Source organism: Klebsiella sp. A-Nf5 (assembly GCF_002810545.1).
Classification (GTDB): Bacteria; Pseudomonadota; Gammaproteobacteria; order Enterobacterales; family Enterobacteriaceae; genus Klebsiella; species Klebsiella variicola.
The window spans coordinates 1-23,921 of record NZ_PIOG01000069.1 but is presented as its reverse complement, the minus strand read 5'-3'; the positions used below and the strand labels follow the sequence as shown (position 1 = coordinate 23,921).

Annotated in this window: 23 protein-coding genes; 17 read left to right on the top strand and 6 right to left on the bottom strand. The window is 57.0% G+C overall.

Annotation, left to right across the window (positions count from 1 at the left end; genetic code table 11):
- The 3 genes from thrB to CWM53_RS07735 all read left to right on the top strand — a co-directional run bounded on the left by thrB (nucleotide 1) and on the right by CWM53_RS07735 (nucleotide 2,708).
- On the top strand, nucleotides 1-930 hold the full coding sequence (gene thrB / locus CWM53_RS07745; RefSeq protein WP_100730390.1) for a homoserine kinase: 930 nt from the start codon (nucleotides 1-3) through the stop codon (nucleotides 928-930).
- A gap of 3 nt (nucleotides 931-933) precedes the next feature.
- Nucleotides 934-2,214 (top strand): threonine synthase, encoded by a 1,281-nt coding sequence (thrC, locus tag CWM53_RS07740; RefSeq protein WP_074387108.1) that lies wholly within the window; start codon nucleotides 934-936, stop codon nucleotides 2,212-2,214.
- Between the two features lie 194 nt (nucleotides 2,215-2,408).
- The gene (locus CWM53_RS07735; RefSeq protein ID WP_074387107.1) at nucleotides 2,409-2,708 is read left to right on the top strand and encodes a DUF2502 domain-containing protein; all 300 of its coding nucleotides are present in this window, start codon (nucleotides 2,409-2,411) and stop codon (nucleotides 2,706-2,708) included.
- Between the two features lie 39 nt (nucleotides 2,709-2,747).
- Here the strand turns inward: CWM53_RS07735 and yaaA are convergent, their stop codons facing one another.
- Nucleotides 2,748-3,521: a peroxide stress protein YaaA gene (gene yaaA / locus CWM53_RS07730; RefSeq protein WP_074387106.1), complete on the bottom strand. Its 774-nt coding sequence runs from the start codon at nucleotides 3,519-3,521 to the stop codon at nucleotides 2,748-2,750.
- Nucleotides 3,522-3,598: 77 nt separating this feature from the next.
- Nucleotides 3,599-5,029: an alanine/glycine:cation symporter family protein gene (locus CWM53_RS07725; protein WP_074387105.1), complete on the bottom strand. Its 1,431-nt coding sequence runs from the start codon at nucleotides 5,027-5,029 to the stop codon at nucleotides 3,599-3,601.
- Nucleotides 5,030-5,231: 202 nt separating this feature from the next.
- Between CWM53_RS07725 and tal the strand changes: the two genes are divergently transcribed.
- From tal to CWM53_RS07710, 3 genes are all read left to right on the top strand, one after another.
- On the top strand, nucleotides 5,232-6,185 hold the full coding sequence (tal, locus tag CWM53_RS07720) for a transaldolase (RefSeq protein WP_061155827.1): 954 nt from the start codon (nucleotides 5,232-5,234) through the stop codon (nucleotides 6,183-6,185).
- 99 nt (nucleotides 6,186-6,284) lie between these two features.
- Nucleotides 6,285-6,872, top strand: a complete 588-nt coding sequence (gene mog / locus CWM53_RS07715) for a molybdopterin adenylyltransferase (RefSeq protein WP_008807503.1) — start codon at nucleotides 6,285-6,287, stop codon at nucleotides 6,870-6,872.
- 119 nt (nucleotides 6,873-6,991) lie between these two features.
- Complete coding sequence (locus tag CWM53_RS07710) at nucleotides 6,992-8,296, top strand: MFS transporter (RefSeq protein WP_100730389.1); 1,305 nt, start codon at nucleotides 6,992-6,994, stop codon at nucleotides 8,294-8,296.
- A gap of 56 nt (nucleotides 8,297-8,352) precedes the next feature.
- Here CWM53_RS07710 and satP read toward each other — a convergent pair whose 3' ends face one another.
- The 3 genes from satP to CWM53_RS07695 form a co-directional block, all read right to left on the bottom strand.
- Nucleotides 8,353-8,919, bottom strand: coding sequence for an acetate uptake transporter (satP, locus tag CWM53_RS07705; RefSeq protein WP_012542907.1), 567 nt, complete (start codon nucleotides 8,917-8,919; stop codon nucleotides 8,353-8,355).
- Between the two features lie 88 nt (nucleotides 8,920-9,007).
- Nucleotides 9,008-9,757: an acidic protein MsyB gene (msyB, locus tag CWM53_RS07700; protein ID WP_008807500.1), complete on the bottom strand. Its 750-nt coding sequence runs from the start codon at nucleotides 9,755-9,757 to the stop codon at nucleotides 9,008-9,010.
- A gap of 27 nt (nucleotides 9,758-9,784) precedes the next feature.
- Nucleotides 9,785-10,189 (bottom strand): DUF2541 family protein, encoded by a 405-nt coding sequence (locus CWM53_RS07695; RefSeq protein ID WP_008807499.1) that lies wholly within the window; start codon nucleotides 10,187-10,189, stop codon nucleotides 9,785-9,787.
- Nucleotides 10,190-10,575: 386 nt separating this feature from the next.
- Between CWM53_RS07695 and dnaK the strand changes: the two genes are divergently transcribed.
- The 4 genes from dnaK (at nucleotide 10,576) to nhaR (ending at nucleotide 16,015) form a co-directional block, all read left to right on the top strand.
- Nucleotides 10,576-12,492 carry a molecular chaperone DnaK gene (gene dnaK / locus CWM53_RS07690; protein WP_100631972.1) on the top strand — a complete coding sequence of 639 codons (1,917 nt, stop codon included), beginning with the start codon at nucleotides 10,576-10,578 and terminating at the stop codon, nucleotides 12,490-12,492.
- An 87-nt stretch (nucleotides 12,493-12,579) separates the two neighbouring features.
- Nucleotides 12,580-13,713 carry a molecular chaperone DnaJ gene (dnaJ, locus tag CWM53_RS07685; protein WP_008807497.1) on the top strand — a complete coding sequence of 378 codons (1,134 nt, stop codon included), beginning with the start codon at nucleotides 12,580-12,582 and terminating at the stop codon, nucleotides 13,711-13,713.
- A 175-nt stretch (nucleotides 13,714-13,888) separates the two neighbouring features.
- A complete protein-coding gene (nhaA, locus tag CWM53_RS07680) occupies nucleotides 13,889-15,064 on the top strand; it encodes a Na+/H+ antiporter NhaA (protein ID WP_074387124.1) in 1,176 nt (391 codons plus the stop codon).
- Between the two features lie 54 nt (nucleotides 15,065-15,118).
- Nucleotides 15,119-16,015 (top strand): transcriptional activator NhaR, encoded by an 897-nt coding sequence (gene nhaR / locus CWM53_RS07675; protein WP_061155822.1) that lies wholly within the window; start codon nucleotides 15,119-15,121, stop codon nucleotides 16,013-16,015.
- A 118-nt stretch (nucleotides 16,016-16,133) separates the two neighbouring features.
- Here the strand turns inward: nhaR and rpsT are convergent, their stop codons facing one another.
- Nucleotides 16,134-16,397 carry a 30S ribosomal protein S20 gene (gene rpsT, locus CWM53_RS07670; RefSeq protein ID WP_003018940.1) on the bottom strand — a complete coding sequence of 88 codons (264 nt, stop codon included), beginning with the start codon at nucleotides 16,395-16,397 and terminating at the stop codon, nucleotides 16,134-16,136.
- A 329-nt stretch (nucleotides 16,398-16,726) separates the two neighbouring features.
- On the opposite strand from rpsT, the gene ribF reads away from it, so the two are divergent.
- The 7 genes from ribF to CWM53_RS07625 form a co-directional block, all read left to right on the top strand.
- Nucleotides 16,727-17,665, top strand: a complete 939-nt coding sequence (gene ribF, locus CWM53_RS07655) for a bifunctional riboflavin kinase/FAD synthetase (protein WP_061155821.1) — start codon at nucleotides 16,727-16,729, stop codon at nucleotides 17,663-17,665.
- Nucleotides 17,666-17,708: 43 nt separating this feature from the next.
- Nucleotides 17,709-20,525, top strand: coding sequence for an isoleucine--tRNA ligase (gene ileS, locus CWM53_RS07650; protein ID WP_100730410.1), 2,817 nt, complete (start codon nucleotides 17,709-17,711; stop codon nucleotides 20,523-20,525).
- Nucleotides 20,525-21,025, top strand: coding sequence for a signal peptidase II (lspA, locus tag CWM53_RS07645; RefSeq protein ID WP_100730388.1), 501 nt, complete (start codon nucleotides 20,525-20,527; stop codon nucleotides 21,023-21,025). Before ileS ends, lspA begins: the two co-directional genes overlap by 1 nt.
- Before the next feature lie 117 nt (nucleotides 21,026-21,142).
- Nucleotides 21,143-21,592: an FKBP-type peptidyl-prolyl cis-trans isomerase gene (fkpB, locus tag CWM53_RS07640; protein ID WP_061155819.1), complete on the top strand. Its 450-nt coding sequence runs from the start codon at nucleotides 21,143-21,145 to the stop codon at nucleotides 21,590-21,592.
- Between the two features lies 1 nt (nucleotide 21,593).
- Nucleotides 21,594-22,544 carry a 4-hydroxy-3-methylbut-2-enyl diphosphate reductase gene (gene ispH, locus CWM53_RS07635; RefSeq protein ID WP_074387103.1) on the top strand — a complete coding sequence of 317 codons (951 nt, stop codon included), beginning with the start codon at nucleotides 21,594-21,596 and terminating at the stop codon, nucleotides 22,542-22,544.
- Between the two features lie 67 nt (nucleotides 22,545-22,611).
- Nucleotides 22,612-23,526 (top strand): ribonucleoside hydrolase RihC, encoded by a 915-nt coding sequence (gene rihC, locus CWM53_RS07630; RefSeq protein WP_002887981.1) that lies wholly within the window; start codon nucleotides 22,612-22,614, stop codon nucleotides 23,524-23,526.
- A gap of 30 nt (nucleotides 23,527-23,556) precedes the next feature.
- Nucleotides 23,557-23,921 (top strand): DUF805 domain-containing protein (locus tag CWM53_RS07625; RefSeq protein WP_100631971.1); only part of this gene is annotated, 365 nt, incomplete at its 3' end.

Sequence of the window (23,921 nt, the reverse complement as noted above, 5' to 3'; positions counted from 1 at the left end):
ATGGTCAAAGTATATGCCCCGGCTTCCAGTGCCAATATGAGCGTCGGGTTTGATGTGTTGGGCGCGGCGGTCACGCCGGTGGATGGCACGCTGCTGGGCGATAACGTCACAGTTGAAGCGGCGGAGCAATTCAGTCTGCACAATCTGGGACGCTTCGCCAGTAAGCTGCCGACGGCGCCGCAGGAAAACATTGTTTATCAGTGCTGGGAAAGCTTTTGCCGGGAGATCGGTAAGACGGTACCGGTGACGATGACCCTGGAAAAAAACATGCCGATCGGCTCCGGGCTCGGCTCCAGCGCCTGCTCGGTGGTCGCCGCGCTGGTGGCCATGAACGAGTTCTGCGGTAAGCCGCTCAACGAGACGCGGATGCTGGCGCTGATGGGGGAGATGGAAGGGCGTATCTCCGGCAGCATTCACTACGATAACGTGGCGCCGTGCTATCTTGGCGGCATGCAGTTGATGATCGAAGATAACGGGATTATCAGCCAGCAGGTGCCGGGGTTTGATGAGTGGCTGTGGGTGTTGGCCTATCCGGGGATTAAAGTATCCACCGCCGAAGCGCGGGCGATTCTGCCGGCACAATACCGCCGCCAGGATTGTATCGCCCATGGTCGCCACCTCGCGGGCTTTATTCATGCCTGCTACACCCGCCAGCCGCAGCTGGCGGCAAAATTGATGAAAGATGTCATTGCCGAACCGTACCGTACCAAACTGTTGCCGGGCTTTAGCGAAGCGCGCCAGGCGACAATGGAGATCGGTGCGCAGGCTTGCGGCATCTCCGGCTCTGGCCCGACGCTGTTTGCGTTGTGTGATAAACCGGACACCGCACAGCGCGTCGCCGACTGGCTTGGCGCGCACTATCTGCAGAATCAGGAAGGCTTTGTTCATATTTGCCGGCTGGACACGGCGGGCGCACGCGTAGTGGGATAACCAATGAAACTGTATAACTTAAAAGATCATAACGAGCAGGTCAGCTTTGCGCAGGCCGTCACCCAGGGACTTGGCAAACATCAGGGCCTGTTCTTTCCGCACGATCTGCCGGAATTCAGCCTGACAGAAATCGACGACATGCTGGCGCAGGATTTTGTCACCCGCAGCGCCAAAATTTTATCGGCCTTTATCGGCGATGAGATCCCACAAGATGTTCTGCAGCAACGGGTCGGCGCGGCGTTTGCGTTTCCGGCACCGGTAAGCAAGGTTCAGGATGATGTCGGCTGTCTGGAGCTGTTCCATGGCCCCACGCTGGCGTTCAAGGATTTCGGCGGCCGCTTTATGGCGCAAATGCTGACCCATATAGCCGGTGATAAGCCGGTCACCATACTGACTGCAACCTCTGGCGACACCGGGGCGGCGGTGGCGCATGCCTTCTACGGTCTGCCGAACGTTAAGGTCGTGATCCTCTATCCGCGCGGTAAGATCAGTCCGCTGCAGGAGAAACTGTTCTGTACTCTCGGCGGCAACATTGAAACCGTGGCGATTGACGGCGACTTCGATGCCTGCCAGGCGCTGGTGAAGCAGGCGTTTGACGATGAAGAGCTGAAGGTCGCGCTGGGGCTCAACTCGGCTAACTCCATCAATATCAGCCGCCTGCTGGCGCAGATCTGCTACTACTTCGAAGCGGCGGCGCAGCTGCCGCAGGAAGCCCGCAATCAACTGGTAATTTCCGTACCAAGCGGTAACTTCGGCGATCTAACCGCCGGTCTGCTGGCCAAGTCGCTGGGGCTGCCGATTAAGCGCTTTATTGCCGCTACCAACGCGAACGACACCGTTCCCCGTTATCTGCAGGGCGGTGAGTGGGCGCCAAAAGCCACCCAGGCGACGCTGTCCAACGCCATGGATGTCAGCCAGCCGAACAACTGGCCACGCGTCGAAGAGCTGTTCCGCCGTAAAATCTGGCAACTGAGCGAGCTGGGGTATGCTGCGGTCGATGATGAGACCACCAAAGCAGCGATGCGTGAGCTGAAGGCCATCGGCTACATCTCTGAGCCGCACGCGGCGATTGCCTGGCGCGCGCTGCGCGATCAGCTGCAGCCGGGAGAGTACGGCCTGTTCCTCGGCACCGCGCATCCGGCGAAATTCAAAGAGAGCGTGGAAGAGATCCTGCAGGAGACCCTGCCGCTGCCGAAAGAGCTGGCCGACCGCGCCGATCTGCCGCTGCTGTCCCACAATCTGCCGGCGGATTTCGCCGCGCTGCGTAAGCTGATGATGGGCTAGTATTGTCGTTCAGCTCTCTGCTAAACCGGGCCTCGTGCCCGGTTTTTTTTCGCTCGAAAATGGAGATATTGTGTACAGACGAGCAATAAATGCGGCGGACTCTAGATTCAGATTGCAGAGAATAAACAGAATAGTTTTGTAGCGTTAATATTTTGTTATCGACCCATAATGGGGACGGAGAGAAGAGGTAACTTATGACAACGCTGAAACCTGTTTTGCTGGCACTTTCTATGCTGCTGGTCGCTCCTGCGTTGGTTCATGCTGACGAAATCACCCTGATCCCGGCGGTGAAACTGCAAATCGGCGATCGCGATGATTATGGGCATTACTGGGATGGCGATCATTGGCGCGATCGTGACTGGTGGGCTCAACATTACGACTGGCGCGATGATCGCTGGCGTCCGCATGATGATTATCGCCACCACGATCGTGACGACGATGACGATCAAGGTCATCATGGCCATGGGCACGAGCGGCATCACCACGACGACTGATTATTCTTGCCCCCGGCCCGAGGCTGGGGGCATTCAGGCTTACTGCTCGTGGCGTTTAAACACCATTTCACCTTTCTCCGACGCGTCCGCATCAAAGAAATAGCCTTCGCTACTAAATGCCTTGAGCTGCTCCGGCTGGGTTAAGCGATTTTCGATAATGTAGCGACTCATCAGACCGCGCGCTTTTTTTGCATAGAAGCTGATCACTTTGAATTTACCGTTTTTCTCATCGAGGAACACCGGCTTGATCAGCTGGCCCTGCAGTTTTTGCGTTTTCACCGATTTAAAATACTCATCGGAAGCCAGGTTGATGACGATATCGTCACCCTGGGCCTGCAGTGCCTGATTCAGCTTCTCGGTAATGGTATCGCCCCAGAACTGGTACAGATCTTTGCCGCGCGGGTTTTCCAGACGGATCCCCATCTCCAGGCGGTAGGGCTGCATCAGGTCCAGCGGGCGCAGCACGCCATACAGGCCGGAGAGCATGCGCAGGTGTCGCTGGGCGAAGTCAAAGTCGTCCTCGGTGAGCGTTTCTGCCTGTAGGCCGGTGTAGACATCGCCCTTGAACGCGAGGATCGCCTGACGGGCATTTTGCGGCGTAAAGTCAGGATGCCAGTCGTGGAAGCGGGTGGCGTTAAGATCCGCTAGCTTGTCGCTTATACTCATCAGCTTACCGATTTGTGGCGCGGTCAGATGACGGGCGATGCCGATAAGCTGTTGAGAATACTCGAGGAGTTCGGGCTGGGTATAGCGAGTCGTTGCCAGCGGGCTTTGATAATCGAGCGTTTTAGCAGGTGAAATCAGAATCAGCATATCCAGTCCTTGCAGGTAATTTCGACGAATTTTAACAAAAAAAGTGCATGGTGGGATCGATAGCTGCGATTGCCGCGCTATTCGCGCGGCAGTTCATTCCAGGCGCCCGGGGCCAGCTGCTGGTGAATATCCGGGTAGCGGGCCGCATCGAAAGTGGGCTGGATGCCCAGCCGCCGCTGGCGCAGATAATCGCTGGCGATAATCCGCACCGTCGGGGAGAGCAGCAGGATGGCTGTCAGGTTGGTCATCGCCATCATCGCCATGATGATATCCGCACTCTGCCAGACGACGGGCAGGCTAACCAGGGTTCCCAGCAGCACCATCAGGACGGTGAGTATACGCAGCGCCCAGATATAGCGCGGCTTGTCCAGACGCAGAAAGACCAGATTATTTTCTGCATACACGTAGTTGGCCACGATAGAGCTAAAGGCGAACAGCAGCACGATGAGGGCGATAAAATCCGCTCCCCAGCCGCCGATCAGCACGCTCATTGCGTGTTGCAAGTCCTGAATACCATTGAGCGTATATTCATTGTCGGGGCGCGGCGCCAGCATGACGATAATCGCGCTGGCAGTACAGATCACGATGGTATCGATAAACACGCCAATCATCTGTACGATCCCCTGCGCTGCCGGATGCGGCGGCCAGGAGGCGGCGGCCGCGGCGGCGTTAGGCGAAGAACCCATCCCTGCTTCATTGGAGAACATGCCGCGCTGGAAGCCGCTGGTCAGCGCCTGGCTGATGGAGTAGCCCACCGCGCCGGCGGCAGCTTCCTGCCAGCCGAAGGCGCAGCGAAAGATGGTGGCAAAAATGGTCGGCAGGGCGGTGATGTGCCACAGGCCGATGAGCAAGCTGGTGGCGATCCACAGCAGCGCCATGACGGGCACCAGCCACTGCATCAGGCGCGCCACGCCGCGCAGGCCACGGAGAATGGCCAGGAAAACGAAAATGGCCAGCACGCCGCCGCTGACTGCCGCCGGCAGATCGAACGCATAGTGCAGGGCATGGGCCACCGAGTTAGCCTGCACGGTGTTGAAGATAAATCCATAGGCCAGCAGCAGGAGGATCGAAAACAGAACGCCCATCCAGCGCATGCCGAGGCCGCGCGCCATATACCACGCCGGGCCACCGCGAAACTGCCCCTGGCTGTCGCGCTCTTTGTATAGCTGGGCAAGGGAACACTCAGCGAAGCTGCTGGCCATGCCGAGCAGGGCGGAAACCCACATCCAGAATACGGCTCCAGGCCCGCCGGCGGCGATCGCCAGCGTCACCCCGGCAAGGTTGCCGCTGCCGACCCGGGCGGCAAGACTGGTACAGAGCGCCTGGAAGGACGTTAAACCACCCGGCTGCGGGTGCAGGCTTTTTTTCAGACTGCGGCCGAATTTGCGCACGTAGCGGAACTGAATACCCCGGGTTTGCCAGCTAAACCAGATACCCGCGCCCAGTAACAGATAAATCATCACTGAGCCCCAGAGTATTTCATTGATAAATGAGAGAAAATCAGGCATTAAACATCCTCTTGTCCATGCCGGTACGCTTGTGTAAGCGTTACCAATTAAGTGACAATCCTTTCGCTTTCAGCAAATTAAGCGGCGCAGTTTATCACACTCTGCGCTCTTCTCTCGTCGGCGGTTGCGCTGACCCGGCAGCGTGTTATCATCTGGGCAGACCGGTTACATCCCCTTAACTGCTGTTTAAGAGAAATATATCATGACGGATAAATTAACTTCTCTGCGTCAGTACACCACTGTCGTCGCTGACACCGGAGATATTGCGGCAATGAAGCTGTATCAGCCTCAGGATGCCACCACTAACCCTTCCCTGATTCTCGGCGCGGCTCAGATCCCTGAGTACCGTAAGCTGATTGACGACGCTGTGGCCTGGGCACGTAGCCAGAGCAGCGATCGCGCGCAGCAGATCCTCGATGCTTCCGACAAGCTGGCGGTGAACATCGGTCTCGAAATCCTGAAGCTGATCCCGGGCCGCATTTCTACCGAAGTGGATGCACGCCTCTCCTATGACACTGAAGCGTCTATCGCGAAAGCCAAGCGCATCATCAAGCTGTATAACGACGCGGGCATCAGCAACGATCGTATTCTTATCAAGCTGGCTTCCACCTGGCAGGGCATTCGCGCTGCTGAACAGCTGGAAAAAGAAGGCATCAACTGTAACCTGACGCTGCTGTTCTCCTTCGCTCAGGCTCGCGCTTGCGCCGAAGCGGGCGTCTTCCTGATTTCGCCGTTTGTGGGCCGTATCCTCGACTGGTACAAAGCGAACACCGACAAGAAAGAGTACGCGCCGGCAGAAGATCCGGGCGTGGTTTCCGTTAGCGAAATCTACGAATACTACAAGCAGCACGGCTATGAAACCGTAGTGATGGGCGCCAGCTTCCGTAACGTTGGCGAAATCCTGGAACTGGCCGGCTGTGACCGCCTGACCATCGCTCCGGCGCTGCTGAAAGAGCTGTCTGAAAGCGAAGGCGCGATTGAGCGTAAACTGGTTTATACCGGTGAAGTGAAAGCGCGTCCGGAACGTATTACCGAATCTGAATTCCTGTGGCAGCATAACCAGGATCCGATGGCGGTAGACAAACTGGCGGAAGGTATCCGTAAGTTTGCGATCGACCAGGAAAAACTGGAAAAAATGATCGGCGAACTGCTGTAATCCCGCAGGTGGCCGACGCCCGTCGGCCACATTACACTGTCTGTCCCGTCTCCGGCAGTGTATCATTTCGTTTAACGCCACAGTTTGAACGGAATAACCATGAATACCTTACGAATCGGCTTAGTTTCCATCTCCGATCGCGCCTCCAGCGGCGTCTATCAGGATAAAGGCATCCCGGCACTGGAAGAGTGGCTGGCGCGTGCCCTCACCACCCCTTTCGAACTGCAAACCCGCCTGATTCCGGATGAGCAGGTGATCATTGAGCAAACGCTGTGCGAACTGGTTGACGAGATGGGGTGCCATCTGGTGCTGACCACCGGCGGAACCGGCCCTGCGCGTCGCGATGTGACGCCTGACGCAACGCTGGCGATTGCCGATCGCGAGATGCCGGGCTTCGGCGAGCAAATGCGCCAGGTTAGCCTACACTTTGTGCCGACGGCTATCCTTTCCCGGCAGGTCGGGGTGATCCGCAAGCAGGCGCTGATCCTTAACCTTCCCGGACAACCGAAAGCGATTCAGGAAACCCTCGAAGGGGTAAAAGATGCTGACGGCAAGGTTCTGGTGCACGGTATTTTTGCAAGTGTACCTTATTGTGTACAGTTGCTCGAGGGCCCTTATGTCGAAACTGATGGCCGTGTGGTAGAAGCATTTCGTCCAAAGAGCGCCAGGCGCGAAACTTTATCCTGAATTTGATGCATTTGTGACATAACCTGCATCGCTGATGGTGTGCCGTTTTATTTACGATATAGTGCTGTTTACTTTACACGCTATAAAACACGCTGCACACCTCAGGATGAAATCGCGTTATGTCATATGCAAACCGACCGCTCAACCGCCAGGATTATAAAACGCTGACGCTGGCCGCCCTTGGCGGCGCGCTGGAGTTTTATGACTTTATCATCTTCGTTTTCTTCGCCGCCGTCGTCGGCGAACTCTTCTTCCCCGCTGATATTCCGGAATGGCTGCGCCAGGTGCAGACCTTTGGCATTTTCGCCGCTGGTTATCTGGCGCGCCCGCTGGGAGGGATCATCATGGCCCACTTTGGCGATCTGGTGGGACGCAAGAAAATGTTCACCCTCAGCATCCTGCTGATGGCGTTGCCGACCCTGGCGATTGGCCTGCTGCCGACCTATAGCTCGGTGGGCATTGCTGCGCCGTTGCTGTTGCTGCTGATGCGTATTCTGCAGGGGGCGGCAATCGGCGGCGAGGTTCCTGGCGCCTGGGTGTTTGTCGCTGAGCATGTCCCGGAAAAACGCATTGGTATCGCCTGCGGTACGCTGACGGCCGGCCTGACGGTTGGCATTCTGTTGGGGTCGGTGGTGGCGACGCTTATCAACACCAGCCTGACGCCGCAGGGGATCCACGACGGCGGCTGGCGGATCCCCTTTCTGCTGGGCGGTGTATTTGGTCTGATTGCGATGTATCTGCGTCGCTGGCTGCAGGAGACGCCGATTTTTCTTGAGATGCAGCAGCGTAAAGCGCTGGCGCAGGAGCTGCCGGTAAAAGCGGTGGCGCTCAAGCACCAGAAGGCGGTGGTGGTCTCTATGCTGCTGACCTGGCTGCTGTCGGCGGGCGTGGTGGTGGTGATCCTGATGTCGCCGGTCTGGTTGCAGAAACACTATGGCTTTGCGCCGGCGATTACCCTGCAGGCTAATAGCATCGCCACGATTATGTTGTGCATCGGCTGTCTGCTCGCCGGGCTGGCGGCGGATCGCTTTGGCGCCAGCCGGACTTTCATCGTCGGCAGCCTGCTGCTGGCGGTTGCCAGCTGGGCATTTTACCACCTGTCCGGCGCCAGCCCGCAGCGGCTGTTTCTGCTCTACGGCACGGTGGGGCTCTGCGTCGGGGTGGTAGGGGCGGTGCCTTATGTCATGGTGCGGGCCTTTCCGGCTGAAGTGCGCTTCACCGGCATCTCATTTTCCTACAACCTGTCGTACGCGATCTTTGGCGGCCTGACGCCGATTGCGGTCACCATGCTGATGGGCGTGTCGCCGATGGCGCCAGCCTGGTATGTGCTGGCCCTCTCGCTGATGGGGCTAGGATTAGGTATCTGGCTGCGTCAGGGGATGACGGCGTCGGCGGGATTGCCGGAAGGGGAACTGCAGCGTTGAGTCTGGTCTACCGATGATGACCTGCCGCCGCCCTGTGACAGGACGGCGGCGGACGATTAACGTGGTTCGCCGATCGGCAGCACGGTGCGGCCGAACTGCTCGTTCAGCACTTCACCCATCGCCAGGTAAATAGCGCTGGCGCCACAAACCAGGCCGACCCAGCCAGCGACTTTCACAATGCCTTCGTTATCCACCAGATGACCAATCGCCAGCAGCGCGAACAACACGGTCAGGCTCAGGAAGACAAACTGCAGCATGCGGGCTGCTTTCAGGGTGCCAAAGAACATAAACAGGGTAAAGACGCCCCACAGGCCGAGGTACATGCCGAGGAAGTGCGCGTTAGGCGCTTCCGCCAGACCCATTTTCGGCATCAGGAGGATAGCCACCAGCGTCAGCCAGAAGCTGCCGTAGGAGGTAAAAGCGGTTAAGCCAAAGGTGTTGCCTTTCTTGTATTCAAGCAGGCCGGCAAAAATTTGCGCAATGCCGCCGTAAAAAATGCCCATCGCCAGGATAGCTACATCGAATGCGAACAGGCCGCTATTCGCCAGGTTAAGCAGAATAGTGGTCATGCCGAAGCCCATAAGGCCCAGCGGTGCCGGATTAGCCAACTTAGTGTTGCCCATAATTCCTCAAAATTATCATTAAAAGGGAAGCATTACCCCGCGACTTGGCGGCGGGGCGCGGCATAATAATGAGGCGCTGAAGGGCTGTCTATGATCTGGCGGGGTATTTTTCACCAATTTCTGTTGCGCCCGACGGCGGCTGGATCATTTGCCGTAAACAGGCAATATGCAGGACCGCAGGGATGGTGACCCGGTAAGCGCTGCCGCTCACCGCTTTGACGCTGTTCAGCGCGGCGCCGAGCGGCCCGCCCAGCCCGGCGCCGCGCACCAGACCATGACCAATAACGCTTACGGCGGCATGGGTGCGCAGAATGGCGGTTAAGCGCTCGTCCAGCAACAGGGCGACCCCTTCGCTTAGCTTGCGGTGCCTCAGCAGATGGGGCAACAGATTTTCCAGCTCATGGCTCCGGCAATCCACCGCGGCAAGAAATTGTGCCTTTTGCTCCGCATCCAGCTTATTCCAGCTGTGCTGCAGGAAATGTTCCAGTAACTGCTGTTCGATCTGCGGCGTCGTCATCTGTTTGTCGACCTTCGCCTTCAGCCGTTTACACACATCCAGCAGGATCGCGCGATAAAATTTGCCGTGGCGGCGTAGGGTGTTGGCGATGCTGTCGCCGCCAAAATGCTGTAGCTCTCCGGCAATCAGCTGCCAGTTGCGGCGATAGCGTTCAGGGTGGCCCTCCATTGCTAAAAAGGTCTCGTTGCGCAGCAGCGTGCTGGAGAGGCGGGGTTTGCCGTTTTCGCCGTGGGTCAGAATACGGGTAAAAGCTTCCAGATGCGCCTCGCTGCACTCAGGAAGAAAGGCCAGATCGTCATCTGCCAGATAGTTAATATGCATAAATCATCCCTCCTCAGGATAACGAGGTTAGTCGTCGCCGATAATTTTTAATGAGGCCATATCTGAGGAGTGGACCGTGTGGCCGGAGAAGGCGATTTTCTTCACACAGCGTTTGCTGTCGTTATCGCTATTGATGTTGATCCAGCCGGAGGTGCTGCCCTCTTTTATCCCGGCGGGGACGTTCAGCGTATGGCTGGCGCCGCGGCTGGCCTTAAAGTAGACCGTCGCCCCGGAGAGCTGTACATCGCCGCGCTCGGCGCTGAGCTGAATGCGTTTGACGACCCGACAGACCGGGAGTTTCAGCGTCAGGTCGTTGGTTTCATTGCGCGGCATGGCTACCACACCGAGGATTTTATGGTCATTGGCGGCCGCCGAGGTGATAAACGATAAGCCGAGGATAAGCCCCGCGGAAATCCGGAATAGTGGTTTCATCAATCTGTCCCCTGAATAAGTAAAGTGCGACGGCGAGGGATATTATCACCAGGGGCGTGGGGCCATTAGCGCGCAAGTATTGCGGGTTATGTCAATGATATTATGAATATATTTTGTTTTTACATTCATCATTTATATATGCATTTCGCTGCCTCTTTTGGCGCCTGACAATGTCGCTCGGGACGCTTTTCACGACTCAGGTCGGGGCCCGGTGCAAAAAATTTTTAGGCTTGCCCCTTGATGCCGGGGTGGGCGACCCCATCTTGTAGTCAACCGCAGTGAAGAACCTGAAAAAAAATGATGTCTGGGCAGTTGAAACCGCACGTTTCGCCCTTATTACAGGTTCACAACCACATGTTGATCGAATTTTTAGTGGAGACGTTTAGATGGGTAAAATTATTGGTATCGACCTGGGTACTACCAACTCTTGTGTAGCGATTATGGATGGCACTACTGCACGCGTGCTGGAGAACGCCGAAGGCGATCGCACCACGCCTTCTATCATTGCCTATACCCAGGATGGTGAAACTCTGGTTGGTCAGCCGGCTAAACGTCAGGCAGTGACAAACCCGCAAAACACCCTGTTTGCGATTAAACGCCTGATTGGCCGCCGCTTCCAGGACGAAGAAGTTCAGCGTGACGTTTCTATCATGCCATACAAAATTGTTGCCGCAGACAATGGCGACGCATGGCTGGATGTGAAAGGCACCAAAACTGCACCGCCGCAGATCTCTGCTGAAGTGCTGAAAAAAATGAAGAAAACGGCTGAAGATTACCTGGGTGAACCGGTAACTGAAGCGGTTATCACCGTACCGGCTTACTTCAACGATGCGCAGCGTCAGGCAACCAAAGATGCCGGCCGTATCGCCGGTCTGGAAGTCAAACGTATCATCAACGAACCGACCGCGGCTGCGCTGGCTTACGGTCTGGATAAAGAAGTCGGTAACCGCACTATCGCGGTATACGACCTCGGCGGTGGTACTTTCGATATCTCTATTATCGAAATCGACGAAGTTGACGGCGAAAAAACCTTCGAAGTACTGGCGACCAATGGTGATACCCACCTGGGCGGTGAAGACTTCGATACGCGTCTGATCAACTACCTCGTTGATGAGTTCAAGAAAGATCAGGGCATTGACCTGCGTAACGACCCGCTGGCCATGCAGCGCCTGAAAGAAGCCGCTGAGAAAGCGAAGATCGAACTGTCTTCTGCTCAGCAGACCGACGTTAACCTGCCGTATATCACTGCAGATGCGACCGGTCCGAAACACATGAACATCAAAGTGACTCGCGCGAAACTGGAAAGCCTGGTAGAAGATCTGGTTAACCGTTCCATCGAACCGCTGAAAGTGGCCCTGCAGGATGCCGGTCTGTCCGTTTCCGATATCAACGACGTTATCCTCGTTGGTGGTCAGACTCGTATGCCGATGGTGCAGAAGAAAGTGGCTGAGTTCTTCGGTAAAGAGCCGCGTAAAGACGTTAACCCGGATGAAGCTGTGGCGATCGGCGCAGCGGTTCAGGGTGGTGTACTGACGGGTGAAGTTAAAGACGTTCTGCTGCTGGACGTTACCCCGCTGTCGCTGGGTATCGAAACCATGGGCGGCGTGATGACAGCGCTTATCAACAAAAACACCACTATCCCGACGAAACACAGCCAGGTGTTCTCTACCGCAGAAGACAACCAGTCTGCGGTAACCATCCATGTGCTGCAGGGTGAGCGTAAACGCGCGTCCGATAACAAATCACTGGGTCAGTTCAACCTGGATGGTATTAACCCGGCGCCGCGCGGTATGCCGCAGATCGAAGTCACCTTCGACATCGATGCTGACGGTATCCTGCACGTTTCCGCGAAAGACAAAAACAGCGGTAAAGAGCAGAAGATCACCATCAAGGCGTCTTCCGGTCTGAATGAAGAAGAAATTCAGAAAATGGTTCGCGAAGCAGAAGCTAACGCCGAATCTGACCGTAAGTTCGAAGAGCTGGTACAGACCCGTAACCAGGGCGACCATCTGCTGCACAGCACTCGCAAGCAGGTTGAAGAAGCAGGCGACAAACTGCCGGCTGATGACAAAACGGCTATCGAGTCTGCGCTGACTGCGCTGGAAACTTCCCTGAAAGGCGAAGACAAAGCGGACATCGAAGCGAAAATGCAGGCGCTGGCGCAGGCTTCTCAGAAGCTGATGGAAATTGCTCAGCAGCAGCACGCTCAGCAGCAGGCGGGTTCCGCTGACGCTCAGGCGAGCAACGCGAAAGACGACGATGTTGTCGACGCTGAGTTCGAAGAAGTGAAAGATAAAAAATAATCGCCCTTTGAACGGGTAAAACACTGGCACGGGCGAAGAGGTTTCCTCTCCGCCCGTGCACGCATGTTAAGGGGCTGAAAAACACCGATGGCAAAGCAAGATTACTACGAGATTTTAGGCGTCTCCAAAACAGCGGAAGAGCGTGAAATCAAAAAGGCTTACAAGCGCCTGGCCATGAAGTATCACCCGGACCGCAATCAGGGTGATAAAGAGGCCGAAGCAAAGTTTAAAGAAATCAAAGAAGCGTATGAAATCCTGACTGATGCCCAGAAGCGTGCGGCCTACGATCAGTATGGCCATGCGGCCTTTGAGCAGGGCGGCATGGGCGGCGGCGGCGGTTTTGGCGGCGGTGCGGATTTCAGCGATATCTTTGGTGATGTCTTCGGCGATATCTTTGGCGGCGGACGTGGCCGTCAGCGCGCGGCGCGCGGCGCCGATCTCCGTTACAACATGGAGCTGACGCTGGAAGAAGCGGTGCGTGGCGTCACCAAAGAGATCCGTATTCCAACGCTGGAAGAGTGCGACGTCTGTCACGGCAGCGGCGCCAAGGCCGGCAGCAAGCCGCAGACCTGTCCGACCTGTCATGGCGCAGGCCAGGTGCAGATGCGTCAGGGCTTCTTTGCGGTACAGCAGACCTGCCCGCACTGTCAGGGACGCGGTACGCTGATTAAAGATCCATGCAACAAATGCCATGGCCACGGGCGCGTAGAGAAAACGAAAACCCTGTCGGTTAAAATTCCGGCAGGTGTGGATACCGGCGATCGGATCCGTCTGGCGGGCGAAGGCGAAGCCGGTGAGCATGGCGCCCCGGCAGGGGATCTGTACGTTCAGGTCCAGGTGAAGCAGCACGCTATCTTTGAGCGTGAAGGCAATAACCTGTACTGCGAAGTCCCGATCAACTTCACGATGGCGGCGCTGGGTGGTGAGATTGAAGTGCCGACGCTCGATGGCCGCGTTAGCCTGAAAGTGCCGGGTGAAACCCAGACCGGCAAGCTGTTCCGCATGCGTGGCAAAGGCGTAAAATCCGTTCGCGGCGGCGCCCAGGGCGATCTGCTGTGCCGCGTGGTGGTGGAGACGCCGGTAGGGCTGAACGAGAAGCAGAAGCAACTGCTGAAAGAGCTGCAGGAGAGCTTCGGCGGTCCGACCGGGGAAAACAACAGCCCGCGTTCGAAAAGCTTCTTTGACGGTGTGAAGAAATTCTTCGACGACCTGACCCGCTAATTGCGCTTTTACTGATATCCGGCCCGGGCCTTGCTGCCCGGGTTTTTTTTGCCTTATGCCTCCTCTTTTATTCGTAAAAAACGAATGTTAAAGCAATTTAAATCTGATTTTTTCGAATTATCAGTGTGTGTATTATGCTTTTATCGAGTTATTCACCAACAGGATGAAAGTAAAAGTGAAACATCTGCAACGATTCTTTAGTAGCGATGCTTCCGGCGGCATTGTCTTAATCATTGCCGCCGTGCTGGCGATGGTGATGGCCAATACCAGCGTGACCAGCGGTCTGTATCACTCCTTCCTTGATACGCCAGTCCAGCTGCGTGTAGGGGCGCTGGAGATCAATAAGAACATGCTGTTATGGATCAATGATGCCCTGATGGCGGTGTTCTTTTTACTGATTGGCCTGGAGGTCAAACGTGAGCTGATTCAGGGCTCGCTGGCAAGCCGCCGTCAGGCGGTGTTTCCGGTGATTGCCGCCCTCGGCGGGATGGTTGTGCCAGCGCTGGTCTATCTGGCTTTTAACGCTCAGGATCCTGTCGCCAGAGAGGGGTGGGCGATCCCGGCGGCGACGGATATTGCCTTTGCCCTCGGTGTGCTGGCGCTGTTAGGGAGCCGGGTACCGACGGCGCTGAAGATTTTCCTGATGGCGCTGGCGATTATTGATGACCTCGGGGCTATCGTGATTATCGCGCTGTTTTATACCCACGACCTGTCCATGCTCTCGCTGGGCGTGGCGGCGGCGGCGATCGCGGTGCTGGTGGCCCTGAACCTCAGTGGCGTGCGGCGTACCGGGATCTATATTCTGGTTGGCGCGGTGCTGTGGACGGCGGTGCTGAAGTCTGGCGTTCATGCGACCCTTGCCGGGGTGATCGTCGGCTTTATGATCCCGCTCGAGGAAAAGCATGGCAAGTCACCAGCCAAAGCGCTTGAGCATGTTCTGCACCCGTGGGTCGCGTTTATGATCCTGCCGCTGTTCGCCTTCGCTAACGCTGGGGTTTCGCTGCAGGGGGTCACCCTTGCCGGACTGACGTCACTTCTGCCGCTGGGCATCATGGCTGGGCTGTTTATCGGCAAGCCGCTGGGGATCAGCCTGTTCTGCTGGCTGGCGCTGAAGCTGAAGTGGGCATCGCTGCCGGAGGGGACCACCTGCAAGCAGATCATGGCGGTGGGTATTCTGTGTGGGATTGGCTTTACGATGTCGATTTTCATTGCCACCCTGGCCTTTGGCAGCGTCGACCCCGCGTTGATCAACTGGGCCAAGCTTGGCATCCTGATCGGCTCAGTGCTATCAGCGGTCGTCGGATACCTCATACTGCGTCAGCGCGTGACGGATACTCGCCTCGCGGTATAACCTTTCTGCAGGAGAGCCTGCGTGGCTCTCCTGGACATTATCAGGGAGAGAAGCATGTCACATATCAACTACAACCATCTGTACTACTTCTGGCACGTGTATAAAGAAGGATCCGTCGTTGGCGCGGCGGAGGCGTTGTTTCTGACGCCGCAGACGATTACCGGGCAGATCAAAGCCCTGGAAGAGCGCCTGCAGGGTAAGTTGTTTAAGCGAAAAGGAAGGGGACTGGAGCCGAGCGAACTGGGCGAACTGGTCTTCCGCTATGCCGACCGCATGTTTACCCTGAGCCAGGAGATGCTCGACATCGTCAACTACCGCAAAGAGTCGAATCTGCTGTTTGATGTTGGCGTCGCTGATGCCTTATCCAAGCGGCTGGTCAGCGGCGTGCTGGATGCCGCTGTCGTCGAGAGTGAGCAGATCCATCTGCGCTGTTTTGAATCCACCCATGAACTGCTGCTGGAGCAACTGAGCCAGCATAAGCTCGATATGATTATCTCTGACTGTCCGATCGACTCGACGCAGCAGGAAGGGCTATTTTCGGTGAAGATTGGCGAGTGCAGCGTCAGCTTCTGGTGCATGAACCCGGCGCCGACGAAGCCGTTTCCGGCCTGTCTGGAGGAGCGACGGCTGCTGATCCCCGGTCGGCGTTCGATGCTGGGACGTAAACTGCTGAACTGGATTAACGTACAGGGCCTGAAGGTGGAGATCCTCGGTGAGTTTGACGATGCGGCGCTCATGAAAGCCTTCGGTGCCGCACATAATGCGATATTTGTCGCGCCGACGCTCTACGCGCATGATTTCTACCACGATGAATCGATTATCGAGATTGGCCGCATGGATAGCGTGATGGAGGAGTATCACGCCATCTTTGCCGAACGGATGATTCAGCATCCGGCGGTACAGCGCATTTGTAATCGCGATTATTCGTCACTGTTTACCGAACCCCGATAGCCTGCAGGCGTGGGCTGGCGTGGCTCGGGTCGCGCCAGTGCGCGCTACCGGGGAAGATGACAGGCATAAAAAAACCCGCTTTCGCGGGTTTCTTTAACAAAGTTCAGCAAGCAGGCGATTAAGCCAGTTTGTTGATCTGTGCAGTCAGGTTTGCTTTATGACGCGCAGCTTTGTTTTTGTGGATCAGACCTTTAGCAGCCTGACGGTCCACGATTGGTTGCATTTCGTTAAATGCTTTCAGTGCAGTAGCTTTGTCGCCAGCTTCGATCGCTGCGTATACTTTCTTGATGAAAGTACGCATCATAGAGCGACGGCTTGCGTTGTGCTTGCGAGCCTTTTCAGACTGAACGGCGCGCTTCTTAGCTGATTTGATATTAGCCAAGGTCCAACTCCCAAATGTGTTCTATATGGACAATTCAAAGGCCGAGGAATATGCCCGTTTAGCCTTCTTTTGTCAATGGATTTGTGCAAATAAGCGCCGTTTAACACCACAGCGCTTCATTACGTAGTGATGGCGCAAGATTCTACCAGCTTGTTGCAGGCGAATACAGCTTTTCCACCATAAAAATCGCGGGGCAGGGGCAGTTTTCCGGCTTTCTCTCGCTGAGTGAATGAATTCCTGAGAACTTTCTTTGCCGAGGCGCAATCGTTGGTTAACGTTGACAGTTGTACAAGGTATACTCGGACGATTTTCACTGTTTTGAGCCAGACATGAAGCTGATACGCGGCATACATAATCTCAGTCAGGCGCCGCACGGGTGCGTGCTGACCATTGGCAATTTTGACGGCGTGCATCGCGGGCATCAGGCACTGTTGCAGCGGTTGCGCGAAGAGGGCCGCCAGCGCGGTTTACCGGTGGTGGTGATGATTTTCGAACCCCAGCCGCTGGAGCTATTTGCCGCCGATAAAGCCCCGGCGCGGTTAACCCGACTGCGTGAGAAGCTGAGCTATCTGGCAGAAAGCGGGGTCGACTATGTGCTGTGCGTGCGGTTTGACCGCCGTTTCGCCGCGCTGACCGCGCAGGATTTTATCAGTGAACTGCTGGTGCGCCGCCTGGGTGTGCAGTTCCTTGCCGTCGGTGATGATTTCCGCTTTGGCGCTGGTCGCCAGGGGGATTTCTTGTTATTGCAAAAGGCCGGAGCGGAATACGGCTTCGACGTGACCAGCACCCAGACCTTCTGCGAGGGTGGGGTGCGTATCAGCAGTACGGCGGTGCGCCAGGCGCTGGCCGATGACGATCTCCTGCTGGCGGAGACGCTGCTGGGCCATCCGTTTAGCATCTCCGGACGCGTCGTTCATGGTGATGAACTGGGCCGTACCATAGGTTTTCCGACGGCGAACTTACCGCTGCGTCGTCAGGTTTCCCCGGTTAAAGGGGTCTATGCGGTAGAAGTAACAGGGCTGGGCGACAAACCGATAGCGGGCGTCGCCAATATTGGCACCCGTCCAACGGTATCGGGGGTGCGTCAGCAGCTTGAAGTACATTTGTTGGACGTTGTAATGGACCTCTACGGTCGCCATATCAATGTAGTACTGCGTAAAAAAATACGTAATGAGCAGCGGTTTGCGTCGCTGGACGAGCTGAAGGCGCAAATCGCACGTGATGAGTTAACGGCCCGCGAATTATTTGGGCTCACCAGGCTGGCCTGAGCCACTGGTGTTTATCAAACCGAAATACGGAACCGAGAATCTGATGAGTGACTATAAATCGACCCTGAATTTGCCGGAAACAGGGTTCCCTATGCGTGGCGACCTCGCCAAACGCGAACCGGGAATGCTGGCGCGTTGGACCGATGATGACCTGTACGGCATCATTCGTGCAGCCAAAAAAGGCAAAAAAACCTTCATTCTGCATGATGGCCCTCCTTATGCGAATGGCAGCATTCATATTGGTCACTCGGTTAACAAGATTCTGAAAGACATTATCGTTAAGTCCAAAGGACTGACGGGCTATGACTCGCCGTACGTTCCGGGCTGGGACTGTCACGGTCTGCCGATCGAACTGAAAGTCGAGCAGCAATACGGTAAGCCGGGTGAGAAATTCACCGCCGCTGAATTCCGCGCCAAGTGCCGTGAATATGCCGCTGAGCAGATCGACGGTCAGCGTAAAGACTTTATCCGCCTGGGCGTGCTGGGCGACTGGTCGCGTCCGTACCTGACCATGGACTTCAAAACCGAAGCCAACATCATCCGTGCGCTGGGTAAAATCATCGGCAACGGTCACCTGCATAAAGGCGCTAAGCCGGTGCACTGGTGCGTTGACTGCCGTTCCGCGCTGGCGGAAGCGGAAGTGGAGTATTACGACAAAACGTCTCCGTCTATCGACGTGGCGTTCCACGCGGTAGATAAAGCCGCGGTACTGGCGAAATTCGGCGTGGCCGACGTCAACGGCCCGGTGTCGCTGGTTATCTGGACCACCACGCCGTGGACCCTGCCGGCTAACCGCGCCATCTCTCTGTCGCCGGAATTCGACTATGCGCTGGTGCAGGTTGACGGTCAGGCGCTGATCCTGGCGAAAGATCTGGTTGAGAGCGTGATGAAGCGCATCGGCGCGACGGATTACCGCATCCTGGCGGCGGTACAAGGCGCTGAGCTTGAACTGATGCGCTTTAAGCATCCGTTCCTCGATTTCGAAGTGCCGGCGATCCTTGGCGACCACGTGACGCTGGACGCGGGTACCGGTGCGGTGCATACCGCCGGCGGCCACGGTCCGGACGACTACACCATCAGCCAGAAATACGGTCTGGAAATCGCCAACCCGGTTGGCCCGGACGGTGCTTACCTGCCTGGTACCTATCCGTCTCTGGATGGCATCAATGTCTTCAAAGCCAACGACATCATCGTTGAGATGCTGCGTGACAGCGGCGCGCTGCTGCACGTGGAAAAAATGCAGCACAGCTATCCGTGCTGCTGGCGCCACAAATCACCGATCATCTTCCGCGCCACCCCGCAGTGGTTCGTGAGCATGGATCAGAAAGGTCTGCGCGCGCAGTCGCTGAAAGAGATCAAAGGCGTGCAGTGGATCCCGGACTGGGGCCAGGCGCGTATCGAATCGATGGTCGCTAACCGTCCTGACTGGTGTATCTCCCGTCAGCGTACCTGGGGCGTGCCGATGTCGCTGTTCGTGCACAAAGAAACCCACGAACTGCACCCGCGTACCCTCGAACTGATGGAAGAAGTGGCAAAACGCGTTGAGGTTGACGGCATCCAGGCGTGGTGGGATCTCAATTCCCGCGACATCCTTGGCGATGACGCCGACAGCTACGAGAAAGTGCCGGATACCCTCGACGTCTGGTTTGACTCCGGGTCGACCCACTCTTCCGTGGTTGATGTGCGTCCGGAATTCGCCGGTCACGCCGCGGACATGTATCTGGAAGGCTCTGACCAGCATCGCGGCTGGTTCATGTCTTCACTGATGATCTCCACGGCGATGAAAGGCAAAGCGCCATATCGCCAGGTACTGACCCACGGCTTCACCGTCGACGGCCAGGGCCGCAAAATGTCCAAGTCTATCGGTAACACCGTTAGCCCGCAGGACGTGATGAACAAGCTGGGCGCCGATATCCTGCGTCTGTGGGTGGCCTCCACCGACTACACCGGCGAAATGGCGGTCTCCGATGAGATCCTCAAACGCGCCGCGGACAGCTATCGTCGTATCCGTAACACCGCCCGCTTCCTGCTGGCGAACCTGAACGGTTTCGATCCAGCGAAAGACATGGTTAAACCGGAAGAGATGGTGGTGCTGGACCGCTGGGCGGTCGGCTGCGCGCAGGCGGCACAGGAAGATATCCTGAAAGCCTACGAATCCTACGACTTCCATGAAGTGGTACAGCGCCTGATGCGCTTCTGCTCCATCGAGATGGGCTCGTTCTACCTCGACATCATCAAAGACCGCCAGTACACCGCGAAAGCGGACAGCGTGGCGCGTCGCAGCTGCCAGACCGCGTTGTTCCACATCGTGGAAGCGCTGGTGCGCTGGATGGCGCCGATCATGTCCTTCACCGCGGACGAAATCTGGGGCTACCTGCCGGGCGATCGTGAGAAATATGTCTTCACCGGCGAGTGGTATGAAGGTCTGTTCGGCCTGGCCGACGACGAAGCGATGAACGACGGTTTCTGGGATGAGCTGCTGAAGGTGCGCGGCGAAGTCAACAAGGTGATCGAGCAGGCGCGTGCGGATAAGAAAGTCGGCGGCTCTCTGGAAGCAGCGGTCACGCTGTATGCCGATGCCGACCTGGCGGCCAAGCTCAACGCGCTGGGCGATGAATTACGATTTGTCCTGTTGACCTCCGGCGCCAACGTTGCCGATTATGCCCAGGCGCCGGCTGATGCCTGGCAGAGCGATCTGCTGAAAGGGCTGAAAGTGGTCCTGAGCAAAGCCGAGGGCGAGAAGTGCCCACGCTGCTGGCATTACACCAGCGACGTCGGCAAGGTAGCGGAACACGCAGAAATCTGCGGTCGCTGTGTCAGTAACGTCGCCGGTGACGGCGAGCAACGTAAATTCGCCTGATGAGTAAATCGATCTGTTCAACGGGGCTACGCTGGCTGTGGGTCGTCGTAGCCGTGCTGATTATCGATCTGGGTAGCAAATTCCTGATCCTCCAGAACTTCGCTCTGGGGGAGACGGTTCCGCTGTTCCCGTCGCTTAATCTGCATTATGCCCGCAACTATGGCGCGGCGTTTAGTTTCCTCGCCGACAGCGGCGGCTGGCAGCGCTGGTTCTTTTCCGGGATCGCGCTCGGCATTTGTGTGGTACTGACGGTACTGATGTACCGTTCGAAGGCGACGCAAAAGCTGAACAATATTGCCTACGCCCTGATTATCGGTGGTGCGTTGGGTAACTTGTTCGATCGCCTGTGGCACGGCTTCGTGGTCGATATGATCGACTTCTACGTCGGCGACTGGCATTTCGCCACCTTCAACCTCGCCGATAGTGCGATCTGCATCGGCGCAGCGCTGATTGTGCTGGAAGGTCTCTTGCCGAAACCGGCCGCGAAAGAGCAGGCGTAAATGTCAATGCCGGGTGGCGCTACGCTTACCCGGCCTACAGAATTTGTGGCCGCCCGTCGGCCCGGTTAGCATAGCGCCACCGGGCAACCGGTGACCTAAAACAAGCGAGCAATTTGCATGTCTAAATCCGTACAGAGCAACAGCGCGGTACTGGTGCACTTCACACTGAAACTGGACGACGGCTCCACCGCCGAGTCCACGCGCAGCAACGGCAAACCGGCGCTGTTTCGCCTCGGCGACACCTCTCTGTCTGAAGGGCTGGAGCAACAGCTTCTCGGTCTGAAAGAGGGGGAGAAAAAAGCCTTTTCGCTGGAGCCTGACGCCGCCTTCGGCGTAACGAGCCCGGACCTGATTCAGTATTTCTCTCGCCGTGAGTTTATCGACGCTGGCGAGCCGGAAATCGGCGCGATTATGCTCTTTACCGCAATGGATGGCAGCGAAATGCCTGGCGTGATCCGCGAAGTCAACGGCGATTCCATCACCGTCGACTTCAACCATCCGCTGGCCGGGCGCACCGTTCATTTTGATATTGAAGTGCTGGAGATCGATCCGGCGCTGGAGGAGTAACATGCAGATCCTGTTGGCTAACCCGCGCGGTTTTTGCGCTGGCGTTGACCGCGCTATCAGCATTGTAGAAAACGCGCTGACGCTGTATGGCGCACCGATTTATGTTCGCCATGAAGTGGTGCACAACCGCTATGTCGTGGATAGCCTGCGCAAGCGCGGCGCCATTTTTATCGAACAGATCAGCGAAGTGCCGGACGGCGCGATCCTGATTTTCTCCGCCCATGGCGTTTCGCAGGCGGTACGCAACGAAGCGAAGAGCCGCGACCTGACGGTGTTCGATGCCACCTGTCCGCTGGTGACGAAAGTCCATATGGAAGTCGCCCGCGCCAGCCGCCGCGGCGAAGAGTCGATTCTGATTGGCCACGCCGGCCACCCGGAAGTCGAAGGCACTATGGGGCAGTATAATAACCCGGAAGGGGGCATGTACCTGGTCGAGTCGCCGGAAGACGTGTTGACGCTGGAAGTCAAAAATGACGCCCGGCTGTCGTTTATGACCCAGACCACGCTCTCCGTCGACGATACGTCTGACGTTATTGACGCCCTGCGCGCGCGTTTTCCGAAAATCGTCGGTCCGCGCAAAGATGACATTTGCTATGCCACCACCAATCGCCAGGAAGCCGTGCGCGCGCTGGCGGAGCAGGCTGACGTGGTGCTGGTGGTCGGGTCGAAAAACTCCTCAAACTCTAACCGCCTCGCCGAGCTGGCGCAGCGAATGGGCAAAGCGGCTTACCTGATTGACGACGCCTCTGATATTCAGGAAGCGTGGGTCAAGGATGCGGCCTGCGTCGGCGTGACAGCGGGCGCATCGGCGCCGGATATTCTGGTGCAGAACGTCATTACCCGCCTGCAGGAGCTGGGCGGCGGCGAAGCCGTGCCACTGGAAGGCCGGGAAGAGAATATCGTCTTTGAAGTGCCGAAAGAGCTGCGTGTGGATGTCCGTGAAGTAGAGTAAGTTCTTTCCTCCAGCAGTATGAGAAGATGCCAGACTTAACGTCTGGCATTTTTTTTAGGGAGAAACCATGCGCTTACCGATCATTCTTGATACTGACCCGGGCATCGACGATGCTGCCGCCATTGCCGCGGCGCTGTTCGCGCCCGAGCTGGACCTGCAACTGATGACCACCGTGGCGGGCAATGTCTCGGTGGAGAAGACGACTCGTAACGCGCTGCAGCTGCTGCACTTCTGGAATGCCGATGTGCCGCTGGCGCAGGGAGCGTCGATGCCGCTGGTACGTCCGTTACGCGACGCCGCCTCGGTGCATGGCGAATCCGGCATGGAGGGGTATGACTTTGTTGAGCATCAACGTCAACCGCTGGCGAAGCCGGCCTTCCAGGCGATCCGCGATGCGCTGATGCACGCTGCCGAGCCGATCACCCTGGTGGCGATTGGTCCGCTGACTAATATTGCGCTGCTGCTGACCCAGTATCCGGAATGTGTGTTCAATATTCGCCGACTGGTGATCATGGGCGGTTCCGCGGGGCGGGGCAATTTCACGCCGAATGCGGAATTCAATATCGCTATCGACCCGGAAGCCGCTGCGAAAGTATTCCACAGCGGGCTGGAGATTGTGATGTGCGGGCTGGACGTCACCAACCGGGCGCTGCTGGCGGCAGATTACCTGGCGACGCTACCGACGCTGAACCAGACCGGTAAAATGCTTCATGCCCTGTTTAGTCACTATCGCAGCGGCAGCATGAGCAGTGGTTTGCGAATGCACGATCTCTGCGCTATTGCGTGGCTGGCGCGCCCGGAACTGTTCACTCTCCAGCCGTGCTTTGTGGCGGTGGAGACGCAGGGGACCTGGACCGCGGGCACCACGGTGGTGGATATCGAAGGACGACTGGGTCAGCCGGCGAACGCCCAGGTGGCGCTCGATATCGACGTGGAAGGGTTTCAGCGCTGGGCAGCGGAGGTGATTGCCCTGGCGCCGTGATAAATCACTCGATTTTCAAGGAAAGAAGCAATGACCTGTGGACAGGCGTATTTGAGCGGCTGGAAAGAGACCTTTAATTTTAGCGGCCGCGCCAGCCGGCAGCAGTTCTGGACGTTTTTTCTCATCAATGTATTGATCGCCACTACGCCGCTGGCGGCCTGGTGTCTGGCCACCCTTGTTGACCCTCACTACGGCATCCTCAGCTTTGTTGTCATTCCCTTTGCCGCGCTCTGGCTGCTGTTGATGGCGATCCCCCTGCTGGCGATCGGTTGTCGGCGGATGCATGATATCGGCCGCTCCGGGATCTGGTTTGTGCTGGGGGTTATCATTCCGTGGTTTGCAATTATTTCGCTGGCTCTGTGCTGCCTGCGTTCAGCGCCGGCACCGTCTCGCTG

Coding starts and splice junctions, on each gene's coding strand:
- thrB (WP_100730390.1), top strand. CDS start 1: ATGGTCAAAGTATATGCCCCGGCTTCCAGTGCCAATATGAGCGTCGGG.
- thrC (WP_074387108.1), top strand. CDS start 934: ATGAAACTGTATAACTTAAAAGATCATAACGAGCAGGTCAGCTTTGCG.
- CWM53_RS07735 (WP_074387107.1), top strand. CDS start 2,409: ATGACAACGCTGAAACCTGTTTTGCTGGCACTTTCTATGCTGCTGGTC.
- yaaA (WP_074387106.1), bottom strand. CDS start 3,521: ATGCTGATTCTGATTTCACCTGCTAAAACGCTCGATTATCAAAGCCCG.
- CWM53_RS07725 (WP_074387105.1), bottom strand. CDS start 5,029: ATGCCTGATTTTCTCTCATTTATCAATGAAATACTCTGGGGCTCAGTG.
- tal (WP_061155827.1), top strand. CDS start 5,232: ATGACGGATAAATTAACTTCTCTGCGTCAGTACACCACTGTCGTCGCT.
- mog (WP_008807503.1), top strand. CDS start 6,285: ATGAATACCTTACGAATCGGCTTAGTTTCCATCTCCGATCGCGCCTCC.
- CWM53_RS07710 (WP_100730389.1), top strand. CDS start 6,992: ATGTCATATGCAAACCGACCGCTCAACCGCCAGGATTATAAAACGCTG.
- satP (WP_012542907.1), bottom strand. CDS start 8,919: ATGGGCAACACTAAGTTGGCTAATCCGGCACCGCTGGGCCTTATGGGC.
- msyB (WP_008807500.1), bottom strand. CDS start 9,757: ATGCATATTAACTATCTGGCAGATGACGATCTGGCCTTTCTTCCTGAG.
- CWM53_RS07695 (WP_008807499.1), bottom strand. CDS start 10,189: ATGAAACCACTATTCCGGATTTCCGCGGGGCTTATCCTCGGCTTATCG.
- dnaK (WP_100631972.1), top strand. CDS start 10,576: ATGGGTAAAATTATTGGTATCGACCTGGGTACTACCAACTCTTGTGTA.
- dnaJ (WP_008807497.1), top strand. CDS start 12,580: ATGGCAAAGCAAGATTACTACGAGATTTTAGGCGTCTCCAAAACAGCG.
- nhaR (WP_061155822.1), top strand. CDS start 15,119: ATGTCACATATCAACTACAACCATCTGTACTACTTCTGGCACGTGTAT.
- ribF (WP_061155821.1), top strand. CDS start 16,727: ATGAAGCTGATACGCGGCATACATAATCTCAGTCAGGCGCCGCACGGG.
- ileS (WP_100730410.1), top strand. CDS start 17,709: ATGAGTGACTATAAATCGACCCTGAATTTGCCGGAAACAGGGTTCCCT.
- lspA (WP_100730388.1), top strand. CDS start 20,525: ATGAGTAAATCGATCTGTTCAACGGGGCTACGCTGGCTGTGGGTCGTC.
- fkpB (WP_061155819.1), top strand. CDS start 21,143: ATGTCTAAATCCGTACAGAGCAACAGCGCGGTACTGGTGCACTTCACA.
- ispH (WP_074387103.1), top strand. CDS start 21,594: ATGCAGATCCTGTTGGCTAACCCGCGCGGTTTTTGCGCTGGCGTTGAC.
- rihC (WP_002887981.1), top strand. CDS start 22,612: ATGCGCTTACCGATCATTCTTGATACTGACCCGGGCATCGACGATGCT.